This window comes from Nibribacter ruber (genome assembly GCF_009913235.1).
GTDB classification, from domain to species: Bacteria; Bacteroidota; Bacteroidia; order Cytophagales; family Hymenobacteraceae; genus Nibribacter; species Nibribacter ruber.
Map to the genome: position 1 here is coordinate 2179766 of NZ_CP047897.1, position 22535 is coordinate 2202300.

Here is a 22535-nt window from a genome sequence, read left to right on the forward strand (position 1 = left end):
TTAGAACTTTAGATCAACGCCAACCGTGTACGTCTGCATGATGGGGTAGAACTCACCGCCTACGCCGCCGCCATAGCTTACCTCTGGGTCATAGCCATCAAAGAAGTTGCTTCTGGTGAACAGGTTCTGGCCGCTCACGTAAACTCTAAAGCTTTCAATTTTGGCTTTCTGCGTGATGGCCTTTGGAATGGTATAGCCTAGCACCAAGTTTTTCAGTCTGGTGTAAGAACCGTCCCGCACCCATTTGTCTGAGCGCACAAAGTTGTCTGCTGAGTTCGCCTCTGGTACCAGCAAAGGATAAGACGCGTTTGGATTGTCTACCGTCCAGGAATCTAGCTGATGTTCAAACAAGTTACCGCCATTGAAGAACGGACGTAGACCTACGCCGCTCATGAAGGTGGAGCGCTTGCCCACGCCCTGCACAAAAGCGGTGAAGTCAAAGTTCTTCCAGCCAGCCGTTAAGTTTAAGCTGTATTCAAAGTGCGGGAAAGGATCACCCAGGTACACCAAGTCTCTGGAGTCAATGATCATGGGGTTCACGCCGTCGGCCACGTAAATCTTCTTGTACTTCACAAAGCCAGGACGCGCCGAGGTTCCTAACTTAGGAGAGTTGGCTACGTCATCCCAGTCACGGTAGTAGCCGTCTGTCAGGTACCCCCAGATGCCTTGGTTAGGATATCCTTCCACCATGGTTCTATCCTGAGAGTTCAAGCCGTTCAGGTTGGTGATTTCGTTTTGGTTATCGTTCAAGGTAAAGGTGGCCCCATAGGAGAAGTCGCCTAACTGGTTGCGGTGCGTGATGCCAATTTCCCAGCCTTTGTTTTCCATGTCGCCGGCATTGGTGAAGGCCGGGCTTAAGCCTGCGTAGTACGGGAGTGGGAACTTCATGAGCATGTCATAGATGCTCTTGATGTAATAGTCTGCCGTGAAAGATAGTTTTCCTTTCCAAAGGCTTGCATCTATCCCCACGTTGAACTGTTTTGACTTTTCCCAGCCAATGTTGGCATTCTCCAAGTCTGTCTGCGCCACCCCGGGCACCAGTTCTTTGTTATCACCCAGGTAATATCCGTAGCCAGGGCTGATGGTAGCGGTATACGGATAGTTACCAATGTTTTGGTTACCCAAAAGACCATAAGAGGCGCGTATCTTCAACAGGTCTACATGGCTAGCCAGGTTGTCCATGAACTTCTCTCTGGATAGTACCCAGCCTGTAGAAACCGAAGGGAAGAAGCCCCATCTGTTTTTGGCAATGAACCTGGAAGAACCGTCATAGCGACCACTCACCTCCAAAAGATACTTCTCATCAAACGTGTAGTTTAAGCGGGCGTAGCCAGACATAAGCGCCCAACTGCTGGCACCGCCGCCAGAGGTAGCGGTGGCTCCGTCTCCGTTGCCTAAGTAGTAGCGTTGCAGGTCAAATCCTTGCTTGGCCCCGAAGAACGAAGTGAACTCACTGTCTTCTGTCTGGAAACCCACCAATGCCTTGGCATAGTGTCTGCCTATCTCCTTTTCATAGGAAGTTTGCGCTCTAAAGGTATTATGCAACGTCTGAGACCATCCTTCGGTAAGACCGTCTTCCGCCGGATAGATGCCCATCACCTGACCCTTGAGGGAAGTAGTGTAAGGCGTTACCAGGCTTCTGCTTCTGCCAGTCACGTTACGGCGGGCGTACTGAGTTACAATCTCAAAGCCTTCAAAGGGAGTAGCCGTCAAGGTACCGTTCAACAGGATCTCTGAGCTCTTGTTTCTGTTCTCACCGCTGGCATACGCCTGGGCGGTGGGGTTGTCCCCGTTCTTGCCGTAGCCCCAGTTGCCGTCCAACTCTCTGGCGGCAGACAAGGTAGGTAGCATGTACAAAGATTTGTTGATGATGCTTTTAGGCGTGTTTACGCCCGGTGCTTTGGTGTTGGACTCCCTGATACTGGTTATGAGACCGGCCTTTAACCAGGACAGCACCTTGGCATCTGTATTCACCTGAATATTGGTGCGCTGGTAGTTGTTGTTTGGGATCAGGCCGTCTTGGAATACATAAGAACCAGAACCAAACATGCGTAGCTTTTCGGTTCCGCCGCCTACAGAGACGTTGTGCGTCTGCAACAAGGCATAGTCTTTCAGGGTCTCCTTTTTCCAGTCTGTGTCATAGCGGTTCCAGTTGTCTGGCTCCAAGTTTCTCTGGTCTTCAATAAGCTTAAGCTGTTGCTCTCTTTCTGAAGGAGACACGCTCACGCCGGCATTGTCTTTGGCTTGCAGTTCGGCCTGCAGGTATTGCCAGGCGTCCACCACTTTGGGCATGTTGGTAGGGCGTTGAACCGTGGCAGAACCACTGTAAGAAGTAGTGATGCTACCTTCCTTGCCCCGCTTAGTGGTAATCAAGATAACGCCGTTAGCCGCTCGTGAGCCGTAGATGGCAGCAGAGGCGGCATCTTTCAATACAGAAATGCTTTCTACAATGTTGGCATCTACCTGGTTGATGTCCATTTCCACGCCGTCTACCAAAACCAGCGGAAACGTGTTGGAGTTGATGGAGCCAATACCCCTGATTCTAATATTAGAACCATCTGCGCCAGGCTGGCCAGAAGTCTGCTGCACCGTTACACCCGGCATGGTGCCTTGCAAGGCGGTAGACAGAGAAGGCATTTTGCGTTGAGTAAGCGTTTCGCCGCTCACTGAAGCCACAGCCCCCGTTAAAGTTGCCTTCTTTTGCACGGCGTAACCAACCACTACCACCTCCTGCAACTCCTTGGCATTAGACTCCAGGTTAACATCCAACTGATTCTGACCGTTGTAGGCTACCTCTTTGGCAACATACCCAATATAAGAGAACACCAACACGTTGCCGTCCTTTACTTTAATACTGTACCCGCCGTTGACATCGGTGGTGGTGCCGTTGGTGGTGCCCTTCACCACAACGCTTACCCCTGGCAAAGGCTCAGACTTATCAGAAACAGTTCCTTTCAAGACAAAATCCTGGGCATACCCTGCCACGGATTTTATCAATAAGAACAACAATAGGGTAAAGACTTTTTTCATATGGTTGGCATTGGTTAAAGGGTATGGTGGTATGGATGACTCATTAGTTAAAAGGCGTTGCGCCAGAAGGCCTATAAAGGGAAGAGGTTAAATAAGCCTGTAATTACAGAGCCATCCCTCAGCTCTTCTATTGAAAGCAGCTGTTAGCCTAATCTTTTTAAAATCTCTAGTAATTGAATTGCCTGTAAAAGTTTATGACAATTGTAAAAAACCACTTACATCGCCTACCAAATATAAAAAAAGCATATTGAACCCACCAAATAAATAATGATTTTATTTTAAAAGATACCTCAATAACATGTTTTAGTTAAAATTCACACTATACTTTTTAATTTTTTATCAAAAGTTACTCTTAAGCATTCCATCACTCCGTGAGCTTTAATGCATTTCTCTCGAACTAACCATCCTAATCAATGACTAAAAGCAGAATGGATAGCAGGCAGATGCCAACACCTCGCTTTGCCAATCCCACCTTTTTTTATTTAGGAAGTATAGTGTACTAAACCATTCATCAGGCTTATATGAAACTAGCAGGAAATACCGTTTTAATAACCGGCGGAGCCTCGGGCATTGGGTTGGCCATCGCCCAACGATTTTTGCAAGCGGGTAGCACTGTCCTCGTCTGCGGGCGCCGCGAAGACAAACTTCAAGAAGCCCAACAACAACACCCTCAACTACACACCCGCGTTTGCGATGTGGCCAGAGAATCTGACAGAATAGATTTAGTGCACTGGGCTACCCAGAATTTCCCCCATCTGAACGTACTAGTGAACAACGCCGGCATCCAGCGGCGCGTGAACCCCGTTGAAACGCAGGAACCCTGGACCGAGACCCAGCAGGAACTGGCTATTAACCTAGAGGCCCCCATTCACCTGTGCATGTTGTTTGCTGAGCATTTGAAACAGCAGCAGAAAGCAGCCATCATCAATGTGACCTCGGGGTTGGCCTTTACACCGGCCGCCTTCGCGCCTATTTACTGCGCCACCAAAGCCGCCCTGCATTCCTTCACCGTATCCCTGCGGTTTCTGCTCTCCAAAACCAATGTAGAAGTGTTGGAGATTGTACCGCCGGCGGTCAACACAGATTTGGGCGGCGTAGGTTTGCACAATTTTGGAGAACCGTTAGATGCTTTCGCTGACTCAGTGATGCAACGCTTGGACCAAGGCGAACTGGAAGTAGGCTACGCCTCCTCTGAGGAACGCCGCCTAGCCTCCCGCCAAGAAAACGACGCCTTCTCTGAGCACATGAACCAGCGTATGTTTGGCGGCTCATAAGCTATCATCTGAAATTCCGTTTTTGGCCTGTTTCCCGGAAAACAGGCCAAAAACGAATTCAGACTCGTGACTCGCGACTCTAGACTCGCGACTAAACCGTAACTTATTCTTCCTCAGTGGTATTTACATTGTAGCGTTTGCTCCTTATCTTCAGGACAACAAACAAACACTACTAACCCTGACTGCATGAAGCATCTATTTCCCAGCCGCCCCGGCCGTTGGACCAAATCAGTGTTTCTGCTTTGCACACTAGGCTTGTTGTCTGACCCGGCTTCTGCCCAGACCACCCCTGCTGCAAAGAAAGACACCCCTAAAAAGGAAGAGAAAAAAGACCTGCCGCTAGAGGCGGGCCGCACCCTTGACATCAAAACCACTGAGGGTTCCTGGTTGGCGCTAGATGTGAGCCCAGACGGGCAGAAAATCATCTTTAGCATGCTGGGTGATTTGTACCTGCTGCCTATCACGGGCGGCAAACCGGAGCAACTCACCGAAGGCATGGCTATGGACGTTCAGCCACGTTTCAGCCCAGACGGCAAGTCTATTGTGTTCCTCTCTGACCGCGACGGCAATGACAACGTCTGGATTATGGAATTGGCCAACAAGAAGACGCGCCAAATCAGCAAGAGCAAAAACGAGAATTTTCAGGCCGCTGAGTGGACGCCAGACGGTGAGTACCTGGTAGTTTCCCAAGGACGCCGTAATTTAAAACTGCACCTATACCACAAAGAAAGCGGTTCTGGTACGCAGTTAATCAAAACACCAGAGACGCTAAAAACCGTTGAACCTGCCTTCGGCAATGACGGCCGCCACATCTGGTATTCTAAAAGAACCGGCGGCTGGAACTACAACGCTCAATTGCCGCAATACCAGCTTTCTACGTTTGACCGTGAAACCGGCGAGACCGATACCAGAACGTCACGTTATGGCTCCGCCTTTACACCTACCCTTTCACCGGACGGCAACTGGCTGGTATATGGCACGCGCTATAACAACCAAACGGGTTTAATTGCCCAGAACCTAAAGTCAGGTGATGAGAAATGGCTGGCCTATCCGGTACAGCGTGATGAGCAAGAGTCGGTGGCGCCATTGGGTGTGTTGCCAGCCATGTCCTTCACGCCAGACAGCAAAGAACTGGTGGCTTCTTACGGTGGTAAAATTTACCGTATCCCTATGAACGGGGGCGCCGCCAAGGAAATCCCGTTTGAGGTGAATACCAAAATCGCCATCGGTCCAAAGCTGGAATTCAAGTACCCTATCAAGGATGACAAGACCATGAAGGTGACGCAAATCAGAGACGCTGCGGTGTCTCCAGATGGCAAGCGCGTGGCCTTCACAGCTTTGGACAGATTGTACGTGATGGACTACCCAAGCGGAACTCCAAAACGCATCACCACCAATGACTTCACCGAGGCCCAGCCAGCTTGGTCGCCTGACGGTAAGAGCCTGGCATTTGTAACTTGGCATGAGAAAACCGGCGGTGCTATTTATAAAGTAGCAGCCACCGGCAAAGGCAAACCCGAAAAACTGACGGTAGAGAACTCTGTTTTCCAGGAGCCGGTTTGGACACCTAAAGGCGACAAGATTGTGTTTGTGAAAGGCTCTGCGCAGACCTACCGCGAGTCAGCGGGTCCGGGTGCGTTTGATGCCCGTCAGACTATTAACTGGATTTCCAGCAAAGGCGGCACCAGCACCTTTGTGACCAAAGCCAACCTGGGTGCCAACCCACACTTCGTGCAAGGCGATGACCGTATTTACCTGTACAGTTCTTCTGACGGATTGATTTCTATCCGTTGGGATGGTACCGACAAGAAGCCGTACGTGAAGGTGAAAGGCATTACCACCTATGGTTCTTTCGCGGATATGCTGGAAGAGGAGATGAGCCACAACACGCATGTGAACGAGAAGGAGCCTACCATGCAGGCCTCCACCGCCACCACGGTGATTAAAGCCCCTAAAGGCGACAAGGCTTTGGCTCTCATCAACAATGAGATTTACGTGGTAACCATTCCGTTTGTGGGTGGTGAGACGCCAACTATCTCGGTGGCAGACGTAACCAGCTCTCAATTCCCAAGCTGGAAGTTAACTGACATTGGTGGTCAGTTCCCAAGCTGGTCCGCCGACGGTAAATCTGTGTACTGGTCTATCGGTAACGCGTTCTTCGCTTATAACTTAGATGATGCGTTTGCCAGAAAAAGAGAACTGGAACTAGCCGAAGAGAAAAAGAAAGACGCCAAGCCAGAAGTGGCTGTTAAGACCGACAGCACCGGCGCCAAAGAGGCCGTGAAGATTGAAGGCTATAAGCCGAAGGAGATGAAAATAGCGGTAGAAGTGCCACGTGACATCCCTCAGGGCTTAGTGTTATTGCAAGGTGCCCGCATCATTACCATGAACGGCGATGAGGTGATTGAAAACGGCGACATTTTAGTAGAGAACAACCGCATTAAAGCAGTGGGTGCCTCAGGAACCTTGAACGCTCCTAAGACCGCCACGGTGGTGAATGTGAAAGGCAAAACCATCACGCCTGGCTTTATTGACACCCACGCGCACATGTGGCCACGCTGGGGCGTTCACTCTAACCAGGTTTGGATTTACGCCGCTAACCTGGCCTACGGTGTGACCACCACCCGCGACCCACAGACCGCCACTACCGACGTGTTGACTTACTCTGACATGGTGGAGACCGGCAAGATGATTGGACCGCGCGTGTACTCAACCGGACCGGGCGTTGGTTACTGGGGTTATAACCTGAAGAGCCTTGACCACACCCGCAACGTCTTGAAGCAGTATTCTGAGTACTACAACACCAAGACCATTAAGATGTACATGGTGGGTAATCGCCAGCACCGCCAGTGGGTCATCATGGCGGCCAAAGAGCAAGGCCTGATGCCAACCACCGAGGGCGGTCTTGACTTCAAGAGCAACCTGACTGAGATTCTGGACGGCTATCCGGGCCATGAGCACTCCTACCCAATCTACCCGCTGTACAAAGATGTGATTGACTTTGTGTCTCAGTCGCAGATTGCCTACACGCCTACCTTGTTGGTGTCCTACGGTGGACCTTGGGCCGAGAACTATTACTACGCCACCGAAGACCTGAAAGGCGACAAGAAACTCAACTACTTCACGCCTAAAGTAGAGTTGGATGAGAAGTCTAGACGCCGTGCTGGCTGGTTCATGAAAGAAGAGCACATCTTTGACCGCCACGCGCAGTTTGTGAACAACCTGGTGAAAGCCGGTGGTTTGGCAGGCGTTGGGTCACATGGTCAGTTGCAGGGCTTGGGTTACCACTGGGAGCTTTGGTCTATGCAGTCTGGTGGCATGAGCAACATGGACGCCTTGAAAACTGCCACCATCTTAGGCGCTAAGTCTCTGGGCTTAGAAGGCGACTTAGGCTCTATCCAGAATGGCAAACTAGCCGACTTGGTTATTATGGACCAGAACCCGCTAGAGAACATCCGTAACACCAACACAGTGCAGTACGTGATGCGCAACGGCCGTCTGTATGATGCCAACACCTTGGATGAGCTAGCCCCAACCAAGAAGAAAGCTCCGGACTTTGACTGGCACAGCGCGCTACCGGTTGGCGTACCTGGCGTTCAGGAATAAGCTGGATTATAGAATTAGAAAGTGCCTCACTTGGAAACAGGTGAGGCCTTTTCGTTTTTAGGCTGTTTTCTGGAAAACAGCCTAAAAACCGCTTTCCAACTGGCAGATGGTTTACATCAAATTTCAAGATTGAAGCGGCATAGATTAGGGCGCTACATTTCGCAGTCTTGCTTTCTACTCTATAGAATTGCAGGAAGAAAATTTTGCGCTTGTGTCGTTTTTGGCCTAGTTTCCAGAAAATAAGCCAAAAACGAGTTGCGTTTATAAATCTAGGTAATACACTCCATGCTTCTAAGAAACTGTTTATTCTTCCTCCCACTGATGGCAATGCTTTCCTGTCAGACATCCTCAAAAACTACTACCATGGAAACACAGGCTCAGGCAAAGCAACACGAAGAATGGCAACTGTTGTTTGATGGCAAGACCACCACCGGCTGGCATACTTACGGTGAAAAGACCATCGGCAAAGCTTGGAAGGTTGAAGACGGTACTCTCCGTTTAGATGCTTCTTCTAAGAAAGATTGGCAAACGGCTGAAGGCGGAGATATTGTCACCGACCAAAGTTTTGACAACTTTCATTTGAAGATGGAATGGAAGATTGCGCCCAATGGAAACAGCGGCATTATTCTGTTTGTGCAGGAAGACTCAGCCCTCTATCCCTACCCCTGGAGTACGGGGCCAGAGATTCAGGTATTAGATAATGCCGGCCACCCAGATGCTAAAATCCAGAAGCACCGAGCCGGCGATTTGTATGACCTCATTGCCAGCAGTCCAGAAACCGTGAAGCCCGCCGGTCAATGGAACCAAGTGGAGATTATTAGCCAGAACAGCCAGTTGACGGTTACTTTGAATGGGACGCAGGTGGTAGCTACCACTCTTTGGGATGATGCTTGGAAGCAACTGATTGCTAAGAGCAAGTTTGCCCAGATGCCTGGTTTTGGCATGTTCCAGTCTGGTAAGATAGCCTTGCAAGACCACGGCGATGATGTCTGGTACCGCCACATTATGATTAAGCGCCTTTAAGCTACATCCTCGTTTTTGGCCTATTTTTCTGAAAACAAGCCAAAACGACCCGTTATCTACGCAAGGAATCGGGTTAGCTAGCATATAAAAAGAAGCCCCTCTGCATATACAAAGGGGCTTCTTACTATTTAAAACCAGTTAGACTAGTCGTGCTTGTGGATTTCCACTTTGCGCGAGTCACGGCCGGCGGTGCCTAAGACATCACTGGAGGTTTCAACCTTGAACAGGCGGTCTGTGTGGTACCTTTCTATGTACTTCTTCAGGAATTCGGCGCGTTTTCTGGCTACGCTTTTCTTGGCCTTGTCCGGCCCGATGCTGTCTGAATAACCTTTCACCCAAATGGTAGCGCCGGTTGGCTGCAGGGCCAGAAACGCATCTAGCGAGGCGGCATCAGCGGTGCTCATGAACACCTCGTTTAAGCCATAGTTCACCTCCATCTCTTTGGCTACAGGAGCCTCGGGCTGAGGAGTTGGCGCGGCTACCACTTCTGGTTCTGGCTCTGCTACCGGTGGCACTACAATGGGAGCCGGCTCTAGAATGTAAGCCGTGTGCACGCCGTCTGCGGTGCGCGTAATCCAGAGTTGCTTTTCACCTATGCGCTTGTAGCCGGCGTTAAAGGCATTCTGTTTGTTGATGACGCTTCTCAGCATAGCTGGTTCTCCCGTAGGAAGAGAGGCCCGCATAGGCACTGCGTAAACGTACCCGTGGTCACCGCTCTTCTGGGAGAAGAACAGGGAGTCGTTCACTACAAACGGGGCAAACTCAGACTCGCGGGAGTTGATGGGCTTGTCAAAATTGAAAGGCTTGGTCCACTTGCCGTTTTCCCATTTGCTCAGGTATAGGTCATCATAGCCTTTGGTCTTGCGCAGACCGGCGGTGATGATGAGCGTGTTCTGGTCTGGTGAGAGATGGGCACCCATGTTATAGGAGTGGTTTCTGAACTTAGGGAAAGGCTTCTCCCCAGTTTTCTGGAAACCAGCCCCGTCCCAGCGGTAAATGGCAATTCTTTCCTGCTTACGATCTACCTTTTGGTAGACGTACAGTTCGTTCCCAGCAGCATTGGAGCCAATAAGTGCGTTGACCGCCCCACCATTGAGAGACGCCTCTTTGTGGTAGGAGCCTTGGTCGCCGCGCTTTTCGGTGTAGAGAAACTGGCCGTTGGTTTCCTTGATGGTGTACACCAGCAGGTCTTCGCCTACCAGATAGAAATCGGCTAGGTTGTCTTTGGTTTCACGTACGGCCGTCTGAGCTTGGCCCACCGTCCAGGATGACAGCAGGATGGCTATTGTGTAAAGGGTTCTTTTCATTGTATCTAGCTAAACTCAGATTACCACATGGTTACTTTTTTACCCAGTCTAGGGTATTTGACAGGGAAGAGGTTATAAGTCACCATGAACTCGCTGGTGTTCTTGCCTATGTAGTTGGCTTTGCCGGTGGGCATCTCCAACACATACCCTATCCTGAACTGGTTTAAGCGCACGCCCGCGTTCACGGTGTAGGCCAGGTCATGGCGGTAGCCGCCTCCTGCCCAAAACGTGTTCTGGAAAACGGCCTTTGCCTGCACCTCGGTGGTTTCCTCCTGAAAGCTGTCATACCGGAAGATACCGTTGGCCACCAGTCCAATCTGGTCTGAAACCGCGGCGCGGTACCCCAACTGCACCACGTGTTGCAAGGCGTAGCTGCCATCCAAGAACTTGTCGCCAGAAGAGATTTCGCCTTTGGCGATGTCCTGCAGAGCGTAGCCCAGATAGGCATTCTCTCCTGTGAGCATCACGCCCAGGTTCATGTCTAGCTTGCCGGCCCGGTTTTCTTTGCCCAGGTATTCAGCATATTCCTGGTCTCCGTCCTGGTCAATGACCAGTTTGTTGCCGTTCAGGCGTTGAATGCCGTAGGTCAAACCCACGCCGGCCCGCAGGCTCATCTTCTCAGAGAGCCTAATGCGCGAGCCGTAGCTCAACTGCACCTGCGTTTCTACAAACGGCCCGAAGGAGTCATGCAGCACCGACAACCCGTAGGCATGCTTGGCGCCCGCCTGCCGGTTGTAGTAGTCTGGGTTGCGGGTTTTCATCACGTCAGAATTTCTCCAGGCAGTGATGTCTGCGGCGTCTAGCTCTACAGAGGCAAAAATGGTGCGTGGGGCGTCTTCAAAGCCGGTCCACTGATCACGGTAAAAGGTTTTTACCATGGAGCCTTCATACCCGGTCAAGGCCGGGTTGAAGTACTGCTGGAACAGGGAGAAGTTGGCAATATGCTTCCGGCTCTGGGCAGAAGCGCCCAGAGCGGTAAGCAGTATACAAATAGATATGGTTAACTTTTTCATCATTATTGTTTCTTAAGGATGGTCACCGTTCCTCTCTTCACAAAGTTGATATCCTTGATGTGGATGATGTACAGGTAAGGACCTACCAATACTCTGCCGTTGGTGTCTCTTCCGTTCCAGCCCTCTTCTGGGTTGGTAGTATGGAACAAGCGCACCCCAGAACGGTCAAACACCTGTACTTCCACGCTGTTGTAGAACCTCAGTTCTGGCACGGTCCAGGTGTCATTGACTCCGTCTCCGTTGGGAGAGAAAGCGTTCACAATCTTCAGGTCAACGGTTTCTTTGCTGTAGGCTTCTTTGGTGATGGTGAAGACCTTCTCAAAGGTGTTGTCATAAGGATCTGTGGCCAATACTCTAATGGAGAAAGTGGTTCTACCAGACAAGCCTTTGTTGGACAACAAGTACAGCTTGCCGTCTCTGATGTCAAAGAGGTCATTGTCTGTGCTGCCGGCACCGGTGATAAGGTCAAAGCGATGCTGGTTCTCTGGTAGGTTGTCAATTGGATCATCCACGTCTACCGCAGTAAAGGTGCCGATGGCTTGGTCAGGCAGAATGCTTGGCTGGAAGGTAGCCTTGCTTAGCTTGATGTCTGTAGGCGCCTGGTTAGGCAACACGCGCACGGTCCATTTAGCTACCACATTGTCTACGTTAGACTTGTCTGACGGCACATTTAGAATGCCCGTCAGCTCATAATCGCCGGCCACCAGGCCGTTGTAGGTTCCTGGCTGCCAAGTGACTGGCACCTGTGCCTTGTTTCCGTCTGTGAAGGTCACTTCTACGGTGGCAGGCTTAGGCACCTGCGCAAAAGTGGTTCTGATCTTCACTTCTACCATGGCGGGCTTGGCTACAGAAACCGCGTTTGGTCTAACAGTAACCGTTTGTGTGGCCGTTGCGGTGTTGCCAGAAGCGTCCGTCACGGTCCAGGTGACAGTGGTGGTGCCGGTTGGGTATTCAGCCGGGCCATTGTTGTTGAACGTGGTGGCGGAGCAATTGTCTGCCGTTACCGGCGTGCCGAGGGCCACATTAGAAGCCGTGGTTTTGCCCGGATCAACGTTTACCGTCACATTGGCCGGAGCCGTAATGGTTGGGTTGGTTTTGTCTTCTACCGTTATGATCACCTGGGCAGTGGCTGCGTTGCCATTTACATCTGTCACGGTAAAGGTTACCACGTTGGCCCCTACGTTGCTGCAGTCAAACACAGACTTAGACAGCACCATGGACGCAATGCCACAGTTGTCTGAAGAGTTTGCGTTTACATCTGCCGCGGTAATGGTAGCCGCGCCGTTGGCATCTAACTGTATAGTCAGGTTCTGCGCCAGTACCACTGGGCCCACCTTGTCTTCTACGGTTACTATTGCTTTGGCCGTGTGCGTGTTACCGCTTTGGTCAGTTACCGTGATGGTGACCTCATTGTCTCCTACGTTCGCGCAGGTGAAGTCCGTCTTGTCAACAGTGATAGTCGCTATGGTGCAATTGTCTGTAGAACCGCCATCTACCTGAGCAGCCGTGATGGCAACTTTCCCTGTGGCATCTAGCTGTACCGTCAAGTTTTTGGCAACAGCCACCGGCGCCACCTTGTCTTCCACCGTAACAATGGCCTCCACTGTGGCACTGTTTCCATTCTTATCTGTAACCGTCAAGACAACCGTGTTCTGTCCTAGATGACCGCAGTCAAAGTCTGTCTTAGACACTGTCATGGAGGCAATGCCGCAGGCGTCTGAACTACCGTTGTCCAGGTCAGCAGCTGCAATGATGACTTTGCCCGTGGCATCTAACTGAACCTTGATGTTTCTGGCAACGGCTACCGGAGCAACCTTGTCTTCAATTTTCACTGTGGCTGTGCCCGTAGAGACGTTGCCATGGATGTCAGTTACCGTTAGGGTCACCACATTGTCTCCTACATTCTCACAGCTGAAGTTAGCCTTGTCTATGGTGACAGATTGGATTCCGCAGTTGTCCTTAGAACCATTGTCCACTTGAGCAGCTGTAATACTGGCATTGCCGGCTGCGTCTAGTTGCACCGTGATGTTCTGCGCAGTCACTACCGGAGCCATTTTGTCCACAATGGTAATGACAGCAGAAGCAGAGTTGGTGTTTCCGCTCTTATCAGTTATGGTGAGCGTCACTGTGTTTTCACCAACATTGCTGCAGTTGAAATCAGTCTTGGAGAGCACTAGTGTACCAATTCCGCAGTTGTCTGTTGAATTGTTGTTTACCTGAGCTGCCGTCACCGTTGCCTCACCGTTTGCATCTAGCTCTACCGTGATGTTTTTAGCGATGGCTACCGGGGCGATCTCTTCTACTACCGTGACAATGGCATCTGCCGTAGACACATTTCCGTTCACATCGGTTACCGTCAGGGTTACCGTATTAGGGCCAGTGGCAGTACAGTCAAATGTAGTTTTAGACAATGTCATGGAGGCAATGCCACAGGCATCTGAGCTTCCGTTGTCAATGTCTGCCACCATGATAGAAACAGTACCGTTGGCCCCAAGTGGAGCAGTAATGTTTTTGGCAATGGCCGTAGGCGCCACTTTGTCCTGTACGGTGATAGTCACTACGGCTGTAGACACATTGTTATTATTGTCTGTTACTGTTATTGTTACTGGGTTAGCCCCCACATTGCTACAGTCAAAATCTGATTTAGACAAAGTCATGGAAGCAATGCCGCAGGCGTCTGAGCTACCATTGTCTACATCAGCGGTGGTAACCACCACTTTACCTGTGGCATCTAACTGTGCGGTGAAGTTCTTGGCAAGTACCACCGGCGCAATTCTGTCTTCTACCGTCACGATAGCGTCTATTGCGTGCATGTTGCCGCTCTTGTCTGCCACCGTTAACGTCACCGTGTTTGGCCCAATGTTACCACAGTCAAAGGCTGTCTTTGAAAGGGTCATCATTTCAATACCGCAGTTGTCTGTAGAGCTATTATTCACCTGAGCGGCGGCAACAGATACTTTACCTGTGGCATCTAGCTGTACTGTAATGTTTTTGGCAATGGCCACTGGGGCGATTACGTCTTGAACAGTCACCACAGCAGTGGCCGTATGTACGTTGCCACTGTTGTCTGTAGCCGTTAGCACTACTGTGTTCTCGCCAAGGTTAATGCAGTCAAAGTTGGCTGTAGAAAGCGCTAAAGTGACAGGGCTGCATTGGTCTGCAGAACCATTGTCTACCATGGCTGGCGTGATGGTTGCCACTCCGTTCGCATCTAGTTGTACCGCAATGTTCTTGGCTTTGGCCATTGGCAGATTTTTGTCTTCAATGGTTACTGTGGCCGTCTTCGTCTGGGAGTTGCCGTTCACGTCTGTTACGGTCAACGTCACCGTGTTCGCACCCACATTGGTACAGTCAAAGCTGGTTTTGTCCAGGCTATACCCGTTGGATGGTATAGAGCAATTGTCTGTAGAGCCATTGTTGATCTGCGCCGGAGTGATAACAGCTGTACCATTGGCGTCTAACGCTACTATAATGTTCTGGGTAAGGACGGTTGGCTTCTGCGTATCCGTTACGGTCACATCAAAGCTGGTAGTGGTAATATTACCGGCCGCGTCTTTTGCTTCAAACGTGTTGGTAGTTGTACCTACTGGGAACAAAGAACCAGAGGCAAGACCAGCTGTTTGGGTGATGGTTACAGGACTGGTGCAGTTGTCAGTGGCGGTTACTCCTCCTGGGCTACCGCCTGAAATTTCAAATACAACTGTTAGAACCTGTGAAGGTCCATTACACGTTTGTGAACCTGCACCACCCCAGTTAGGATTTCCGAAGTTAACATCAATACAAGGTCTAACTGTGTACCCATTTTGACAACTACACATTGATCCACTGGCTGTTAGTTCAATAGCAGGCTGGTTGTTTCCGTCTGTTCCACAGAAACCAACATTCCAAGTCCTGCCGTTCTCAGTTACAGAAGTTGACGTTCTGGTATGTAATGCATTGGCAATTTGAGCTATTAAAGCAGGATCTGAAATAGATACTCCTGTCTGGTCCAAAGAACCCTTAATAGTTAATTTTGAAAAATTTAAGCTTGGTAATAGTTGATCTTGGAAAGCCTTCCACTCATCACAATGAGGAGAGGTTTGCCCTTCAACAAATGCCTGAGAGAAAGTAATCTTTTCTGGAGCATCATAATTTACAATAGCTCCACACTTGTCTACCTCATTGGTCTTAGTGATAGAAGCAACAGTTGCAAACACAGGTGCCGTTACGTCTTTCACTACTACGGTTTGAGTTTGAGTTTCTATGTTGCCGCTGCCGTCATCATACTTCCAGGTGATGGTGTAGCTTCCTTGGGCCGTATAAGTTAATGGATCAGTGGTAGTTGCCGTAATGGTTCCTGCCGTGTTGTCTGTGGCCGTTGGAGCAATTACCGTGGCAGAGCATTCGCCTGTGATGGTTGCCAAGGGGTTCACATTAGGTACTGGCTTGGTCTGGTCTGTAGCGGTTACAGTGAACGTCTGGGTTCCTTTATTACCAGAAGCATCTGTAGCGGTCAAGGTTACTGTGACAGGTACGTTCTTAGCAAGAGCGGTTCCTGCTGCTGGTGATTGCGTGATAGCAACTGAGCCTGAGTTATCCGTGGCAGAGGCCAGGGCTGCGTAATCTTTCAAAGAGGCCGTGCCTGTAATGGCATCTAAGGCTACTATTTCATTGCCCTGCGAAGAGGTAAATACCGGGTTGGTGTTGTCCAGTACCGTCACCGTGGCTGTGGCAGTATTCACGTTGCCGTTCACATCTGTGGCGGTAAGCGTTATGGGATTGGTTCCCAGGTTAGTCGCTGTGAAACTGGTTTTGTCAACGGTAACAGAGGCAATGCCGCAGTTATCTGTAACACCAGCATTTACGTCTGCCGCCGTGATGCTGGCGTTGCCGTTGGCATCTAAGAAGACCGTGGCATTTTTAGCAAAAAGGCCTGCATCTGTTTGCACAAATACGTGGAGCTTTTTGGTTGTGTAGGTATTGGCGTTAAAAGCAAACGTCCAGTCTGGATTCCCCACGCCCTGGTTGCCAATTCCTACGTCTGAAAACCCACCTACAGTTTCTGACCATCTATTATAGGCAAGAAGCGTCTGTTTTGCTCCATAATTATGGACTTGAAAGGACCCATAACAGTTGGCACCATCTCTGGTATCATCAAAATCATAGACACCTGCATTAGCTCCCGGTAAATTGGTGGCATTTCCTGTTGCATAACAGTTAGACCAGATTTCAACATTACCGGTTGCAATGCCCGTGCCAGTGGTCACACCAGCATTAGAGCTAGCAAAGACATTCAAGTTGTTCACTTTCTGCTGGAAGCCAGTTGCTCCGGTTGGGATACCCAACTCAGAAACGTTTTGGCTAAAAGCATCCATAGATACCCATACCCATTTGTTATCCAGTTCTAAAGCATAGGCAATGCGCGTAATAGCCTTCCCCTGTAGGGACGATGCATTGTTTACTGCATAGAGAATATCATCTGGGCTGTTGTAATCTGCAGTATTAGGTATGTTCAACGTATAGGCCAGATTGAAATTAGCCGCCTCAGAGACATTAGCCAGCAAGTTGGAAGGCGCTGCAAACGCAACCACTCCAGGTTTTTGAGTATCTTTCACTACAACCTTTTGCTGAGCCGTAGAACTATTTCCATTCCCGTCATTGAAGGTCCAGGTAATGGTAAACTCGCCTTGCGTATTGTACACCAAAGGATCTGTGGTAGTACCTGTGATGGTGCCTGCACAATTGTCTGTAGTGGTAGGGGCCGTCACAGTAGCCGAACACTGACCCGTTACATCTGCCAAAACAGGAACTATTGGCTTGGTCGTATCTTCTATGACTACCACCTGAGCCGTAGCAGAGGCAGTGCAACCCGTCTGGGTTACAATGACGTTGTAACTACCTGATGCGGTGGCAGTATAGGTGTTGTTGGTTGCTCCGTTGATTGGAGTTCCGTCTTTGGTCCATTGGTAGGTGCTTCCTGCCGCTGAGGTAGCCGTAAACACAACAGAGCTACCACTACACTGGGTAAGGGGGTTATTGGTCGTGAAGGATACGGTAGGTGCTACAAACGCTGGAGCAGTACCAGTTACTTTACCAGCTACCCAGTTAGAAGAAGCTCCCGTAAGGGCAAAGTTGGACAAGGTTCCGTCCATACCCCCCACTAAGTCAGCTACAGTAGTAACACCAGCGTTATCTTCTCCAACATTGCCGTGGTTAAACTTATAGTAAGATACCAAACCTGTTTGCGGAAGGGTCAATTCAGCATTCATGCTGTTCTTAAGTTCGCCTTCGCACAATACCCGGTTCCACAATCTTACCTCATCAATGGATCCGGCAAAGATTCCGTTTTGCAGAGGAACGCCCGGCTTATATCCAATACCCCTTAAGGATAGGTTAAAGCCCGTTAGATTATTCGAGCCGCTGCCATCTGGCTCGCCATTGATGTAAATTTTAACGGCACCGGTGGTAAAATCACGGGTAGCCGCTACAAACACCCATTCATTGAGTGGAATGGTTTGCGCTGACTCAGTGGCATTTCCCCAAGTGTTGCCATTTCCGAAGTTGACGTGCAACTTGTTGTTGGCATTGTTGATAGACATGGAGCTAATGTTATCCTTCGCCCAAATCTCATCATAGCCAAATCCATTGTTAGCTGTTCTGTAAATCCAGGCACTGATGGTAAGTGACTCCAGGCTATTGTGAACATTGCCTAAATCAACAATATCATCTACACCATCAAAGTTAAGGGCTGTTGCAGGGGTAACAAGTACAGTTATGATTGCCTTTCCATTTCCTGAATTTACTCCAGCGAGATTAGTAGGGTTCAAGCCAGCATTGTATGAACCTCCGCCAGCACCGTGCGCATATTCATAACCTGATCCAACAAAAGAACCACCCTGACCTCCACTGTAACCGCCTCCGCCGCCAGAGCGGACAGCATTATCATATGCGGCACCGCCACCTCCACCAAATCCGCCCCTACCTGCCGTTGTTCCTGCTCCACCTTGTCCTCCATTAACGTAAGCTATTCCTCCAGTTCCAGTAGAGCCATTTAACCCATTGGTTAATAACCCGCCACCGCCGCTTGCCCCCCTATTACCTAAAAGACAACAGTCAGTCAACCCAGATTGTCCGCCGTTTCCGTTAATACCACCGCCATTATTATGCACAGACCCGCCAGAGGTAGTTATCTGCCCTCCAGACACTAGTGGATTGAAGCTTCCAGAAGTAAAAAAAGCACTAGAAAAACCTCCACCTCCGCCAGCAACTGCTAAAGGAGTATTCCCAATTTGCTTTACAACAAATGTACCGCCGCCGCCGCCGCCGCCAGAATTATCAGAGCTAGTGACGGATGTACCCATCTCTCCAACCAGTATATTCAACACCTCACCTGGCGTTACGGAGAACTCCCCTTTTATACTTGCACCTAAACCGCCTCCATTTCCTCCTTGAGCGCCTAAGGCCTCAATAGAAATCTTTGTAACGCCAGCAGGTACAGTATAGGATTGTAGTCCACCCGTGTAGGTTAGCGTAGTTGTTTGAGCATTGCCCACAAAAGGAGCAGCCAGCATCAAGAGGGCTGCTATCCAAGAGAACAGCGCTTTTATTTTTGACCTTTTAAAGTCTGGCGTTTGCCACCGTAGCTTAGGAGGCGGTGAGTAAAATTGCTTCATAGAAAGGGTTAAGTAGTAGATAGAATGTTTGAGCGAATTAGTAAGAATGACCTCATAGCATACAATTGACTATTCATTCCGTCACCGTGAGAGGTACAGAATGAACCGTCTAATGCATGCTTAACCAAGGCTGATGATTAAGTACTACTAGGGTACAAATGGTAATGGATAGCCTGAGCTATCAGTTGTAATGGTTATGAAAAAGCCCGAAAGAGCTTTAAAGCTGTATTTGCAGGGCTATTCTTAGCAGAATTAGCACTTCTATGATGAAATATTATTACTGTGGTATCTAACAAGCCAAGGGGGATAGCTTAACAATACCTGAGCATCTTGGGGGAGAAAGATGCTTTGACCAGCTTAAAAAATTGTAAAAGGCAGGGCAAATGTAGAAACCTTTATCAGTATTTAACGTAACGGCCCGAATTATTTTACTACAAAAAGCCAAGTAATAATTCAATAAACCCAAAAAACGCCTAGCAAATGCTAGAAAACCTCTTTTTAGATGTTAGAAATACGTAGGTCTATGACGGTATTGGATAATTGGGCTTTCGAGAGAATTCTTATGTAAAAACAAAGGCATAATGAAATTTTCTCGCTCACACACGTAGGAGACGGGTAATCTTCGCGACCTGTTAGCCGAGCCCGGCACCAAGTTCATCAATCATCAATATGTTCTTGTGTTCAACCCTCTTGCCAGCTATACTCTGGTATAGCACATTGATTAGGCAAAATGATCTAAACAGACGCAAAAAATGGAAGTGGTTATCTTAGAAGTTCTAGATGCTAAGGATAGCAGCATTAATGTTAAATGCTAGGTCGCATGAGGGGTAACCACCGTCAACAGAAGAGTCTGCCCCTTTAATTCTATACACCAAGCGCCTTTAAAACTAGAAACGCATATTGATTACCAGCCTTGTTTTTGGCCTCTTTTCCGGAAAAGAGGCCAAAAACGGCATTGTTTTCAGCTTTGCAAAAACTGTTAAGTTCATAGTGACAGCCGTAAACTTATACCCTAATCACCAGTGGCTACCCACAGGCACAAAAAAAAAGCAGCGGCCTTGAGCCGCTGCCTTTCCAAAAGCATCCTATTGTAATTCCTTTTTGTTCCTTATTGTACTACTATTCTCTGTACTGTTTTCTGTCCGGCTACGGTGAGTGACACCATGTAGACACCTTGTTTCAATCCTAGAGACTGTAAAGCTACGGCTACCTCGCCGCTGTTGCCGTTCAATGTTCTAGTGTGCAACACTCTACCGCTCATGTCTACTAGTTGCATGGCTACGTCACCGGCGTTCTGTGGCATCTCGTCAAATCTGATGTTCAGGTTGCCATTGCTTACCGGGTTAGGGTACATAGTCACTCTGAATCCGTTGCCAGCGCCTCTTAAGTTATGCTGTACCGCAATCACTTTAGAGTACTCATGGCTATTGTCTAAATCTACCTGGTTCAGGCGGTAGTACACGGTTCCTTTAGAAGCCTGACGGTCTGTGAAGGTGTAGTCTCTCAAAATGCTGCTGTTTCCAGCTCCTTTCACTTCGCCAATTTTCACGAAGTCTTTGCCGTTGGTGCTGCGCTCTATCTCAAACCGGTCATTGTTGATCTCTGTGGCAGTGGCCCAGCTTAACTCAACTACTCCGTTTCTAGAGACTCCGTCAAATCTGGTCAGTGACACCGGAAGCGGGTTACCAGGAGCACATTCAGAGACAACTACTTGAGCAGTGGCGGTTTCAGTTCCGCAGTCGTTGGTGGCGTTTACGGTGATGGTCTGCGGAACACCCAGTTGGTCTTCTTCAAAGATGGCAGCCACGGTAACAGATCCGTTGGTTTCTTCAATCACAATGAAGCCTTCTGGCAATGTGAACGAGTAGGTCACGCCTTCCTGCACTTCGGCCACGCTAAAGGTGTAGAATTCATCTGACAGGTTACACACGGTGTCTGGTACTACCAAGGCAACTTCTGGTTCTACGCATGGTCCGCCGCCGCACTCTGGCTTAGGAGTAACCGGCATAGTGTCTGTGGCGTTTCCGCAATAGGTTTTCTGAGACTGGTTGTTGCCCGTGTTGCCGTTTCCGTTGTTAGGATTACCGTCTGTGTTGTTCCCATTGCCGTTGTTTCCGTTGCCGTTGCCTGGTTTGTTGTAAGTTGCGCTTACAGAGATGGCACCTGGCAAAGCACCGGCCACTACTACAATCTTGTCTGTTCCCTGGCCAGAAACAATCTGCCAGCCGGCTGGCACTGCCCAAGTAAAGGTGAAGAACTTAGAGTTTCCGCCGTTGCCATTTCCGTTGCCTGGTCCTTGCTTGTCAATGTCTGCCGTGTAGGTTAAACGCTCACCTGGGCAGTATTGGGCTGGGCCTGCAATGTCTACATTGGCGGTGCGTCCTGGGTGTACGGGTTTGGTTCTTACTTTAGTACCGCACTCAGAGTGGTTCACTTTCACTTTCATGGTACCTGGTTTTTCACCTACTTTCACGGTCACGCAGCTAGTGCCTTGGCCAGAGATGATTACCCAGCCAGTTGGTTCTTCACCGGCGTGTGCTCTTGGAACGTCCCACACATAAGAAGTATATTTGGCGTCTGCGGTGATGCAATAGGTTACAATGTCACCTGGGCAAGGGTCATAAGGACCAGTGATGGGAGAAGGCTGCGAAGTGCTGCAGTTAGCACCACCGTTTCCGCCGCCGTTTGTACCGCCACCATTGTTTCCTCCGCCCGTGGTTCCGCCGCCGTTTGTAGTGCCGCCAGTGGCTACACCACATTTGGAAAGATCAAACATCACGGTTCCTGTGGTGGTGGCAGCCTTGGCAGCCACTCTCAGGGTTTTCATGGTAGAGTACTCGTAGGCGCTCAGGTCATAGGTGAAGATGTCTTCTACCCCATTCTTGTAACCGTTAATACCTACGCCCTCAAATTTGATGGAATAGAAAGGGTTGTTGGTGCCGTTCTCTACGGAGTATTTATATTTGGCAGAGGAGTAGGCAATGGCTGAAGAAGTAACCCCGGCGCCGTTTGGCAACTCAAAGGCCACGTTGCTCAGATCATTAGAGCAATTGGTCTTTACCTTGAAAGAAAGACGAACGAAGTCGTTTTCAATTTTCTCTACGCCTAGGAAAGTGAAATCAAAGCACTCGTCAGATGCGGTGCATTGAGCCTGGGCTTGTTGAGTGAATCCAAAAAGTATGAACATTAGGATGCTAGCCCATGAAAGTAGGTATCTTTTCATAGTTACAGGAATTATTGGAAAATGTATATTACAATGGAATTGTCAGGTACTGGGGTTCTCTATTTACAAGAGAGGCGGAGGGAAAACTTACCTTAGTTAAGGAAGATCTGGTAAGTGAGGTCAGTTATGGCTGACTGAATCTGGATAGGAAGTACAATTATTTTCATATTTTAAGTTGCGTTTAGGGTTAATCAGCTGTGTTTATTTACATTTCAGCTTACATACCTCTTTAACGCCCTATCCCACGCCTGGTTACAGACAAATTGCACTTTGACTTTAAATTGCAATTACATTGTTTGAAATATACAATATTTAACTACTATTCTAGGCAAAACACAGTCTTTTGTACCAAAACAGCTATTAAACATATTGCACTTTACCCAGTTTTACGTAGTAAACCATGAAAA

At 49.2% G+C, this 22535-nt stretch carries 9 protein-coding genes; 3 read left to right on the top strand and 6 right to left on the bottom strand.

Features of this window, described 5'->3' with window-relative positions; translation table 11 throughout:
• Window positions 1-3030 carry a SusC/RagA family TonB-linked outer membrane protein gene (locus GU926_RS09200; RefSeq protein ID WP_198001395.1) on the bottom strand — a complete coding sequence of 1010 codons (3030 nt, stop codon included), beginning with the start codon at window positions 3028-3030 and terminating at the stop codon, window positions 1-3.
• A gap of 521 nt (window positions 3031-3551) precedes the next feature.
• Here GU926_RS09200 and GU926_RS09205 point away from each other — a divergent pair.
• The 3 genes from GU926_RS09205 (at window position 3552) to GU926_RS09215 (ending at window position 8933) form a co-directional block, all read left to right on the top strand.
• Window positions 3552-4304 (top strand): SDR family oxidoreductase, encoded by a 753-nt coding sequence (locus GU926_RS09205; protein ID WP_160691164.1) that lies wholly within the window; start codon window positions 3552-3554, stop codon window positions 4302-4304.
• A gap of 186 nt (window positions 4305-4490) precedes the next feature.
• The gene (locus GU926_RS09210; RefSeq protein WP_160691166.1) at window positions 4491-7910 is read left to right on the top strand and encodes an amidohydrolase family protein; all 3420 of its coding nucleotides are present in this window, start codon (window positions 4491-4493) and stop codon (window positions 7908-7910) included.
• 363 nt (window positions 7911-8273) lie between these two features.
• Window positions 8274-8933, top strand: a complete 660-nt coding sequence (locus tag GU926_RS09215) for a 3-keto-disaccharide hydrolase (RefSeq protein ID WP_232058278.1) — start codon at window positions 8274-8276, stop codon at window positions 8931-8933.
• A 143-nt stretch (window positions 8934-9076) separates the two neighbouring features.
• Here GU926_RS09215 and GU926_RS09220 read toward each other — a convergent pair whose 3' ends face one another.
• The 5 genes from GU926_RS09220 to GU926_RS09235 form a co-directional block, all read right to left on the bottom strand.
• Window positions 9077-10240, bottom strand: coding sequence for an OmpA family protein (locus GU926_RS09220; protein WP_160691170.1), 1164 nt, complete (start codon window positions 10238-10240; stop codon window positions 9077-9079).
• A gap of 20 nt (window positions 10241-10260) precedes the next feature.
• On the bottom strand, window positions 10261-11256 hold the full coding sequence (locus tag GU926_RS09225; RefSeq protein WP_232058279.1) for a PorP/SprF family type IX secretion system membrane protein: 996 nt from the start codon (window positions 11254-11256) through the stop codon (window positions 10261-10263).
• Complete coding sequence (locus tag GU926_RS09230; protein WP_232058280.1) at window positions 11256-18059, bottom strand: HYR domain-containing protein; 6804 nt, start codon at window positions 18057-18059, stop codon at window positions 11256-11258. Before GU926_RS09230 ends, GU926_RS09225 begins: the two co-directional genes overlap by 1 nt.
• The gene (locus tag GU926_RS18485; protein WP_232058490.1) at window positions 18056-18247 is read right to left on the bottom strand and encodes a hypothetical protein; all 192 of its coding nucleotides are present in this window, start codon (window positions 18245-18247) and stop codon (window positions 18056-18058) included. Before GU926_RS18485 ends, GU926_RS09230 begins: the two co-directional genes overlap by 4 nt.
• Window positions 18248-20013: 1766 nt before the next feature.
• A complete protein-coding gene (locus GU926_RS09235) occupies window positions 20014-22092 on the bottom strand; it encodes a T9SS type A sorting domain-containing protein (RefSeq protein ID WP_160691174.1) in 2079 nt (692 codons plus the stop codon).
• Between the last annotated feature and the right edge of the window lie 443 nt (window positions 22093-22535).

Coding starts and splice junctions, on each gene's coding strand:
- GU926_RS09200 (WP_198001395.1), bottom strand. CDS start 3,030: ATGAAAAAAGTCTTTACCCTATTGTTGTTCTTATTGATAAAATCCGTG.
- GU926_RS09205 (WP_160691164.1), top strand. CDS start 3,552: ATGAAACTAGCAGGAAATACCGTTTTAATAACCGGCGGAGCCTCGGGC.
- GU926_RS09210 (WP_160691166.1), top strand. CDS start 4,491: ATGAAGCATCTATTTCCCAGCCGCCCCGGCCGTTGGACCAAATCAGTG.
- GU926_RS09215 (WP_232058278.1), top strand. CDS start 8,274: ATGGAAACACAGGCTCAGGCAAAGCAACACGAAGAATGGCAACTGTTG.
- GU926_RS09220 (WP_160691170.1), bottom strand. CDS start 10,240: ATGAAAAGAACCCTTTACACAATAGCCATCCTGCTGTCATCCTGGACG.
- GU926_RS09225 (WP_232058279.1), bottom strand. CDS start 11,256: ATGATGAAAAAGTTAACCATATCTATTTGTATACTGCTTACCGCTCTG.
- GU926_RS18485 (WP_232058490.1), bottom strand. CDS start 18,247: ATGGAGGACAAGGTGGAGCAGGAACAACGGCAGGTAGGGGCGGATTTG.
- GU926_RS09235 (WP_160691174.1), bottom strand. CDS start 22,092: ATGTTCATACTTTTTGGATTCACTCAACAAGCCCAGGCTCAATGCACC.